The 9,429-nt window shown below is 68.6% G+C and carries 8 protein-coding genes; all 8 read left to right on the forward strand.

Annotation, left to right across the window (positions count from 1 at the left end; all coding sequences use genetic code 11):
- The coding region (locus HZB86_00525) for a hypothetical protein (GenBank protein MBI5904033.1) at positions 1-141 on the forward strand (141 nt) is incomplete at its 5' end.
- A gap of 5 nt (positions 142-146) precedes the next feature.
- A complete protein-coding gene (locus tag HZB86_00530; GenBank protein ID MBI5904034.1) occupies positions 147-2,402 on the forward strand; it encodes a hybrid sensor histidine kinase/response regulator in 2,256 nt (751 codons plus the stop codon).
- Positions 2,399-3,487: a chemotaxis-specific protein-glutamate methyltransferase CheB gene (cheB, locus tag HZB86_00535; GenBank protein ID MBI5904035.1), complete on the forward strand. Its 1,089-nt coding sequence runs from the start codon at positions 2,399-2,401 to the stop codon at positions 3,485-3,487. Before HZB86_00530 ends, cheB begins: the two co-directional genes overlap by 4 nt.
- Complete coding sequence (locus HZB86_00540; GenBank protein MBI5904036.1) at positions 3,480-4,949, forward strand: diguanylate cyclase; 1,470 nt, start codon at positions 3,480-3,482, stop codon at positions 4,947-4,949. Before cheB ends, HZB86_00540 begins: the two co-directional genes overlap by 8 nt.
- A gap of 2 nt (positions 4,950-4,951) precedes the next feature.
- Positions 4,952-6,310 (forward strand): hypothetical protein, encoded by a 1,359-nt coding sequence (locus HZB86_00545; protein MBI5904037.1) that lies wholly within the window; start codon positions 4,952-4,954, stop codon positions 6,308-6,310.
- 42 nt (positions 6,311-6,352) lie between these two features.
- Entirely contained in the window at positions 6,353-6,826 is a 474-nt protein-coding gene (locus tag HZB86_00550) for a hypothetical protein (GenBank protein MBI5904038.1), read from the forward strand.
- A gap of 16 nt (positions 6,827-6,842) precedes the next feature.
- A complete protein-coding gene (locus HZB86_00555) occupies positions 6,843-8,819 on the forward strand; it encodes an APC family permease (GenBank protein ID MBI5904039.1) in 1,977 nt (658 codons plus the stop codon).
- A gap of 102 nt (positions 8,820-8,921) precedes the next feature.
- Positions 8,922-9,429 (forward strand): amino acid permease (locus HZB86_00560; GenBank protein ID MBI5904040.1); only part of this gene is annotated, 508 nt, incomplete at its 3' end.

The following is a 9,429-nucleotide window of genomic DNA, read 5'->3' on the forward strand; positions in this document are numbered from 1 at the left end:
CAGGTGGTGCAGGCGATGCGCCAGATCGCGGAGATGGTGCGGGTGACGGCGGGGCACATGCGGGACTCGTCCGCCTCGGCGGCGGAGCTGCGGTCGATGACGGCGAAGCTGCAGGAAAAAGCCGCCGTCTTCCAGGTGTAGCGGCGATGGCGGAAGAGAAGAAGATAGACCTCTCCCAGTTCCGGGAGAAGTTCGTCGCGGAGGCGAAGTCCCGCCTCTCCCGGATGAACGGCGGGCTGGTCTATCTCGAAAAGAACCCCGGGGACGCCAAGCTCGAGGGGGACATCCTGCGGGAGGCCCACACGCTCAAGGGAGCCGCCCGGATGCTCGGGTTCGCGAAGATCTCGGAACTGTCCCAGCGGTTCGAGGAGGCGCTGACGCGTCGCAGGGACCGGAAGGTCCTGGCCAACAAGGACCTGACCGACTCCCTGTTCCTGACGCTGGACACCCTCTCCCGGCTGGTGGAGTCCTTGAGCCAGCCGCCGAGGGAGCCGATCGACGTGCAGGGGGTCCTGGACCGGCTCCGGCTGGCGCAGGTGTTCGTCGAGGAACCGGCGCCCCCGGCGGCGAACGCCGCGGAGGGGGGTACGCCATCTCCCGCCGCGCCGCCCCCGCAGGAATCCGCCCCCGCTCCCGCGTACGTCGACCGCGGGACGGGCACTCGGGTGGATCCCGGGCAGCTGGAAGCGATTTCGAACCTGCTGACGAACGCGATCGCCCATCAGCAGCGCCAGGTCGAGCTCCGGGAGCGGATCGGAGAGCTCGGAAAATTCTACCGGCGGACCGCAGCAAACTTGTTGGCCGCGATGCAGGACGGGATCGCCCAGGGGGAGGTGTCCTCCGGTTTCGCGAAACGGGTCCTCCCGCTGATCGACGAGGGGAAGTCCGCGTTCCTCGACGTGGGAAGCAATCTGTCGGAGCTGCGCCGGCGGGAGAATGTCGTATCCGGCGCGCTGGCGCAGAACCTCGAGGACATCCGGTCCGAGTTCATGTCGATCCGGATGATCCCGCTCTCCCCGCTGTTCGACTCGTTCCAGCCGCTGGTGGGCGCCCTGGCGCGGGAAACCGGGAAGGACGTGGAGGTGCTGGTCCGCGGCGGGAAGACCGAGATCGACCGGAAGGTCGCCGAGGCGCTGGCGGAACCGCTGACCCACGTCATCCGCAACGCGGTGGACCACGGGGTCGAGCCCCCCGACGACCGGGAGAAGGCGGGGAAGGCCCGCAAGGGGAGGATCGTGATCACCGCCACCCCGAAGAAGGGGCGGGTCGTCATCGAGGTGGAGGACGACGGACGCGGAATCGACCCGCAGGAGATCCGGGAGACGGCGATCCGGAAGGGGCTGATCAGCGAGAAGGCGGCGTACCGGCTCGACGACCGGGAGCTGCTGGATTTCGTGTTCCGTCCGGGGTTCAGCACCGCAAAGAAGATGACCGAGCTGTCCGGCCGCGGGATCGGCATGGACGTCGTCCGGAACACCGCCGAAAAGTTCAACGGCACCGCGGAGATCGCGTCCACGCCGGGGAAGGGCACCCGGGTGGTCATGGAACTGCCGTTCAGCATGGCGGTTTCCCGGGTCCTCCTCTTCCTGTCCGGCGAACAGTACTTCGCGATACCCGTCATGCACTCTGAAGGCGTGCGCCGGTTCACGGACCGCAACATCGTCACGGTCGAAGGGAGGAAGTCGCTGCGCGTCGACGACGCTCCCGTGCCGCTGGTCTGGCTGAACCGGCTCATGGGACTTCCGGATGCAGCCTCCTCCCCGGGAGGGTACCTGGCGATCATGGTCCGCCAATCCCAGCGGCGCCTGGCGCTCGTGGTCGACCGGGTGGAGGGGGAAACCGAGGTCGTCGTGCGGGACCTCGGGAAGTACCTCGGAAAGGTGCAGCTCTTCATGGGATCCACGATCCTCGGGACCGGCGACGTGGCGCTGCTGCTCGACGTCTACGACCTCGTGTCGGCGGTCCGGATGCGCCCGGATGTCGCCCCCGAGACCGTCGGCGCGGGAGACCACCCGGCGGTCGACGCCGACGTCCTCGTCGTGGAGGAATCGCTGCTGGTCCGCGAAATGCAGCAGCGGGTGCTGACATCGGCGGGGTACCGGGTGGACACCGCCCCCAGCGGGAAGGCGGCCCTCGAGATGCTGGCGCGCAAGCGGTTCCATGCCGTCGTGGCGGGCGCCCGCATGCCGGGGATGGACGGGATCGAGCTCCTCTCCCAGGCGCGCCAGGCGGATCACACCCGCGACATCCCGTTCATCCTCGTCGCCCCGCCGGAGAACCGGGCCGACCTGGTCCGCGGAATGGCCGCGGGGGCGAAGGCGTGCGTCACCAGCGACGACTTCACCGCCGAGCGACTGACCGCGACGATCGGACGGGCCGTGTCCCGGGGCCGGCGGACGTGATCCACCCCACCTCTCCTCCCGTAGAACTCCTGATCGTGGACGACTCGTCGTCGGTCCGCGCGATCATCCGGGCGATGGTGGAGGGGGACGACGGGATCCGGATCGTCGGGGAAGCGGGATCCGGCCTGGAAGCGGTGGAGATGGTGGAGTCGCACCGGCCGGGCGTGATCCTCATGGACGTCCAGATGCCGGGAATGAACGGCATCGAGGCCACCGAGCGGATCATGGCCTCCCGGGCCACGCCGATCATCGCCTTCTCCGCCCTCACGCTGGGTGAGGAGGCGAAGGCGTCGATCGACATGCTGGCCGCCGGCGCGCTCGACGTCATGGCGAAGCCGGACCTTTCCTCGGAAGCCGCGGTGCTGGACTGCTCCCGAGTGCTTCGGAAGAAGATCCTGATCGCATCGAGGGTCACTGTCGTCCGCCACCTCCGGCACACCCTCTCGATGGCTCGTGGAAGACGGCTTCTCCCGGGGCGTGAGGTCATCGGGCGGTACAGGGCGGTCGGCGTCGGCGCGTCGACGGGCGGGCCGGCCGCCCTCCGCGAGATCTTTTCAAGGCTCTCCCCCACGTTCCCCCTGCCGATCCTGGTCGTGCAGCACATCACCAGCGGATTCACGGAGGGGTTCGCGGAGTGGCTGCAGCAGCACACCTCCCTCCGCGTCCGGGTAGCGCGGGAATCCGACAGGGCGGAACCCGGGACGATCCTGATGGCGTCCGAAGGGCGGCAGATGGAGGTCGCGGCCGACGGCACGGTCTGTGCCGCATCCCGCAAGCCGTGCGGCGTCCACCTGCCGTCGGCGGACGTCCTCCTCAACTCCCTCGCGTCCGCGTACGGGAAGGCGGCCGTCGGTGTCCTTCTCACGGGGATGGGCGCCGACGGCGCGGAGGGGCTCCTCGCGGTGCGCAGGGCAGGCGGCCTGACCCTCGCGCAGAACGAGGAGAGCTGCGCCGTGTTCGGGATGCCGAGGGAGGCGGTCCGCAAGGGGGCCGTCGACGAACTCCTCCCCCCGGCGTCGATCGCGGAGATGATGCGGGAGGCGGCCGAGCCTCCGATCCGGGAGATGTGGAGCCACCATGTCTGATCCCTTCCGGGTCCTCCTCGTGGACGACAGCGAGACGGTGTCGGGGATGCTCTCGTACATCCTCGAGTCGGAGGGGTATGCGACGGAGACGGCCGGCGACGGCATGGAAGCTTTGCGCGCAATGTTCCGGCGGGTTCCGGACCTCGTGCTGATGGCGATCCGGATGCCGCGTCTCGACGGGATCCAGGCGTGCCGCCTCATCAAGTCCGAGGACGCCACGTGCGACGTCCCGGTGGTCCTTCTGACGTCCCAGGAGCTGGGTTCGGAGCGGATCCACGCCGCGCGGGCCGGGGCCGAACGGTGTCTCCTCCGGGACTCCTCGCCGCAGGAGATCTCCTCCACGGTCCGGGAGCTCCTGGAGGGGAAGGTCCCCCGCCCTCCGAAAGGCCTCTCGCCCGGAGGAGCGGCGCCGGACGACCTCGAGTTCCACATGCGCCTCAATTCCCTGCTCGAGGACCGGTTGTTCGAAGCCACCATCGCCAACGAGATCAGCCGGGTGGGGAGGGAGGTCGACGACTTCGAGTCCACGGTGCGCGCGATGTTCCGCCTCCTGCGGGACATCGTCCCCCACGAGTCGATGGGCGTTGTGTTCTCGGACGGCGTGCTCTCGGAGTGCGTGATCGTGGTCCCCGACGGCGCGGGCGAGGAGGCGCGCGCTTCGGCGCGGGAGCTGACCGGGCGGCTCCGGGAGGAGTCCGGAGTTCCGTATTCGGCGGACCGGACGGTATGGACCGAGGTTGCCGGCGCGGCGTCGCCGGTATCGGAGGCGACCGGCCCGATGATGCCGCTGGCCGTGCGGCCGATCCGCAGCGGCGAAATGGTGAAGGGTCTGCTGGCGCTTTACTCCGGGGCGCCGGAGGCGCCGGCTATCGGCGGGTTCCACACGGAAACGCTCCTCCAGCACGCCTTCATGGTCCTCGAGAACTCGTGGCTGTACCGGCAGATCGCGCGGATGTCGGTCACCGACGGGCTGACGGGCCTCACGAACGTCCGCCATTTCCGGGAGACGATGCGGATGGAGCACGCCCGGGCGAAGCGCCACAACGATCCGTACACGATCCTGATGGTCGACATCGACCATTTCAAGAAGGTGAACGACGTGTACGGCCACCCGGTGGGGGACACGGTGCTCCGGGAACTGGGGACGGTGCTGCGGGACATCGTCCGGGCGACCGACCTGCCGGCGCGGTACGGCGGAGAGGAGTTCATCGTATTCCTCCCCCAGACCCGCCTCCCCGAGGCGGCCATCGTCGGGGAGAGGCTCCGGAAGGCGGTGGAGCGGAAGCCGTTCGCCGCTCCTTCCCCCCTGCTTCGCTGCACCGTGAGCGTCGGCATCGCGGACTACCTGCCCGGGGGCGGGGAGGGCGAGCGGGAGGTCATCGCCCGGGCGGACCAGGCGCTCTACGAAGCCAAGCGGGGCGGCCGGAACCGGGTGGTCTGCTACGAAGCGAAGGAGGCCTGACCGTGCCGGTGCGCCTCCGCGTCAACATCCCGCCGGAGCTCTTCACGATGCTCCGGAAGCTCATCGAGTCGGAGAGCGGCATCGTCCTTTCCGACGCGAAGCTGGCGCACCTGTCGAGCGTGGTCCGCGGGCGGATGGCGGCGCTCGGGCTGTCCGACGCCTGGGACTACCTTTCGGCGGTGGGGGAGGGAACCGCGGCGGCGAACGAGCGCGGGGAGCTGGTCACGGAGCTGCTGATCGGGGAGACGAGCTTTTACCGGACCCCCGGCCTCTACCAGGTCTTCCAGGAGTCGATCCTCCCCGAGCTTCCGGACCGCGGGGTGGTTCCCCCGGTCCCGGTGTGGAGCGCGGGGTGCTCCACCGGCGAGGAGGCGTACTCGATCGCGATGGCGGCGCTGGAGTGGTCCCGCGGGCGGCACGCGGTGCCCGTGCGGGTCTGGGCGACCGACCTCCACCGCGGCGCGCTGGACATCGCGCGCGAGGGGATCTACCCCGCGCAGGCGCTTCGGGAGATCCCGGAGCGGCTCCGGACGAAATATTTCGAGCCGCTGGACGGAGGGCGGTTCCGCGTCTCGGAAGCGGTCCGGCACCTCGTGCGGTTCGAGGTTCTGAACCTGATGGAGTTTCTCTCCTGCCCCCCGGGGGGCGACCGGTTCGCCGCGATCTTCTGCCGGAACGTGATGATCTACTTCCGCGCGGACACCACCCGCCGGCTCGTGGAGCGGTTCCGCGACCGCCTGGTCGACGGCGGCGTCCTCTTCCTCGGGCATTCCGAGACGTTGTGGGGGATATCGGACGCGTTCCGGCTGGAGCAGCGGGAGAAGGTCTTCTACTACCGGAAACCGGCCGCCGCCCCCCCTCTCCCCCCGGTCTCCGTCGCGCCCGGGGCCGGAGGCGCGCCGCGTCCGTCCCCGGGGGAAAGCCCGTCCGGAAACCCGGGGCACGCCGCGGAAGGGCTGTTCGTCTCGCCCGCCATGGAACGCGTGCTCGAGGCCGAGCGGAAGGCGGATGCCGACCAGCCGGAGGAGTCGCTGCGCCTGTGCCGGGAGGCGGCCGCGCTCGATCCATCGTGCATCGAGGCGGACTACCTGATGGCGCTGCTGCTGCGCCGGGGCGGCCGTTACGCGGAGGCGCTCTTCCACGCGGAGCGGGCGCTCTCGACCGACCCGCGGTTCGTCCTGGCCGAAGTGGAGGCGGCCGAGTGCCTGTCGCTCATGGGGAAACCGGCGGAGGCGGCGTCCCGATGGAAGGGGGTACTACGGTCGATCGAGGGAGACGTTCGCTTTCCCCGCCTCTCCGCGGGCGACGGCGTCTCCCGGAAGACCTTGCGGCACTACGTGGTTTCCCGGATGCCGCACTGACACCGGGCGCCCTCGGCATCCCGGGACGGCGATAATCCCTCCATGCCGGACGCGCCCCTCTTTCGCTGCGGCACCTGCGGCGCCGAGCTGCGGTATCCGGGTCGGGCCGGGGGGACGGTCCCGCGCTGCCCGTACGACGGCCTTCCGTACGCCGCGCTCCGGGCGGGACACGACGCGATCTACTTCGGTCCATGGCGGAAGATCGACGCCTCTCCCTTCGAGGTCCGGCGCGCGTACCGGCGGATCGGCCGTCACCTCGAAGCGATCCGGAAAGTCCTCTCGGGAGAGAAGCTGCCGGCGGCCGCCGGGGATCTGTCGCTCGGGTGCGACGCGTACCATGCCGCCGACCTCGACGGCGCATCCGGCGACTCGCTCCGCTTCATGGACAACGCGCTTTCGTACGCCCACCGGGCGATCGACGATCTCCTGATTTCCGGGGGGTACCCTTCGCACCACCCCATGGATTTCGCGGAATGGTATGATGCGGTCGAGGTCCCCTTCCGGGAGGAAGAGTAGCCGGGGGCCGACTCATATGGGAAACGACTCCTTCTACCATCGCGCCAAACGGATCCTCTTCGGCGCCCCCCGTGACCTGTTCGACCCGAAAATCTTCCACAACGTCTCGCTGATCGCGTTTTTCGCCTGGGTGGGGCTGGGAGCGGACGGGATCTCCTCCTCCTGCTACGGGCCCGAGGAGGCGTTCCTCGCCCTCGGCGGCCACGGAGTCCTCGCGATCTTCGTCGCCGTGATGACGGTGGGGACGATCCTCATCATCTCCGGCAGCTACGCCCAGATCATCGAGGCGTTCCCCTCCGGCGGCGGCGGGTACATCGTGGCCTCGAAGCTGCTGGGGGAGAAGGCGGGGGTGGTCTCCGGCTCGGCGCTGGTCATCGACTACATCCTGACGGTGACCATCTCGATCGCCGCGGGCGCCGACGCGCTCTTCAGCATCCTTCCCCCCGCGTACCTGCACCTCAAGATCTGGTTCGTCACCGCGGTGATCCTCCTCCTCATCTGGATGAACCTGCGGGGGGTCAAGGAGTCCGTCGCCGTCTTCACGCCCATTTTCATGGTGTTCATCCTGACCCACATCCCGCTCCTGCTCTACGCGACGCTGCGGCACATCCCCGAGGTGCCGACGCTGGCCGGGGAGGTGACCCGGGATTTCCATTCCGCGGTGGGACAGATGGGGTGGCTCGGCCTCGCCGCGCTTCTCATGAGGGCCTTTTCGATGGGCGGCGGGACCTTCACCGGGATCGAAGCGGTTTCCAACTCGATGCAGACGCTTCGGGAGCCGCGCGTGCAGACCGGAAAGAAGGCGATGCTCTACATGGCGCTCTCCCTGTCGTTCCTGGCCGGGGGGATCCTGCTGGGATACCTGCTGTACAAGGTGGGACCCGTGCCGGGAAAGACGCTGAACGCGGTCCTCTTCGAGCGGGTGGTGGGAGACCTGTGGCAGGGAGGCGGCGGCAAGATCCTCCTGGCGGTGGTGCTGGCGTCGGAGACGGCGCTCCTGTTCATCGCGGCGCAGACCGGCATCATCGACGGGCCGCAGGTTCTCTCCAACATGGCGCTGGACTACTACGCTCCCCGGCGGTTCGCGCATCTCTCCGAGCGGCTGGTCCGGAAATACGGCGTGGTGTTCATGGGCGGGATGGCGCTGCTGATGCTCTACATCTCCGGCGGGTCGGTGAAGTATCTCGTCATCATGTACTCCATCAACGTGTTCCTCACCTTCACCCTCTCCCAGTTCGGAATGGTCGTCCATTGGTGGAAGGACCGCGCGACGGCCCGGGGGTGGCGGTTCGGGATGGCGATGAACGGCACGGGGTTTCTGTTGACGGGCGTCCTGCTCTGCCTCACCGTTTGGTTCAAGTTCCCCGAGGGAGGGTGGGTCACCCTCCTCATCACCGGCCTGTTCGTCGCCGTGAGCTTCGGAATCCGCCGGCACTACCGGATCGCGCAGGAGAGCCTGCGGCGGCTGGACGACCTGCTGCTGGCCCTGCCGGCCGTGACCGTGCCGGCCGCCCAGGAGCCGATGGTGAGGCGTCAGGCGCCGACGGCCGTCATCATGGTCTCCGGGTACAACGGGCTGGGGATGCACGTGTTCTTCTCGGTCGTCAAGCAGTTCCCCGGCATGTTCCGCAACTTCGTCTTCATCTCGGCGGGGATCGTGGACACGAGCGTGTTCAAGGGGGCCGCGGAGGTCGAGAACCTCGCGCACGACCTCAAGGATCAGATCGAGCGGTACGTCGAGTTCGTGAAGGGGCACGGGTACTACGCGGAGGCGCGGACGATGGTGGGGACCGACGCGATCGAGTGCGTCGCGCACATGGCCGAGGAAGTCGCGAAGGATTTCCCGAACATCACGGCGTTCGCCGGGAAGCTCGTCTTCCGCGAGGAGAACCTGGTCTCCCGCCTCCTCCACAACCAGACCGCCTTCCTGGCGCAGAAGCGGCTGGTCTTCTCGGGGCTTCCGATGATCGTCCTCCCGATCCGGGTGCTCTGACCGGCCGCGTCCCGTTTCCCGGGAATTTCCCCGCGGTTCCCGGTGGTATAATCCGCGGGTATTCGCACGGCACTCCAACCATACGGCGGAATCGGCGACGGCATGGCCCAGGATTCGCTGTACCAGCGCGCCAGAAGGTTCCTGCTGGGCGCCCCGCGCGACCTCTTCGACCCGAAGATCTTCCACAACGTCTCCCTGATCGCGTTCTTCGCCTGGGTGGGGCTGGGCGCGGACGGCATCTCCTCTTCCTCGTACGGGCCGGAGGAGGCGTATCTGGCGCTGGGCGGGCACACCGTCCTCGCGCTCTTCGTCGCCGCCGCGACGGTCCTCACCGTGTTCATCATCTCCGCGAGCTACTCCCAGATCATCGAGGCGTTCCCCTCGGGCGGCGGAGGGTACATCGTCGCCTCGAAGCTGCTGGGGGAGAAGGCGGGGGTGGTCTCCGGGTCGGCGCTCGTCATCGACTACGTGCTGACGATCACCATCTCGGTCGCGGCCGGGGCGGACGCCATCTTCAGCTTCCTTCCGCTGCCGTGGCTGGCGTACAAGTTCACGTTCATCGTCTTCGTCATCCTCCTGCTGATCTGGCTGAACCTGCGCGGCGTGAAGG

The sequence above is a fragment of the Deltaproteobacteria bacterium genome (assembly GCA_016234845.1).
In the GTDB taxonomy this organism is placed as follows: domain Bacteria; phylum Desulfobacterota; class Deferrimicrobia; order Deferrimicrobiales; family Deferrimicrobiaceae; genus JACRNP01.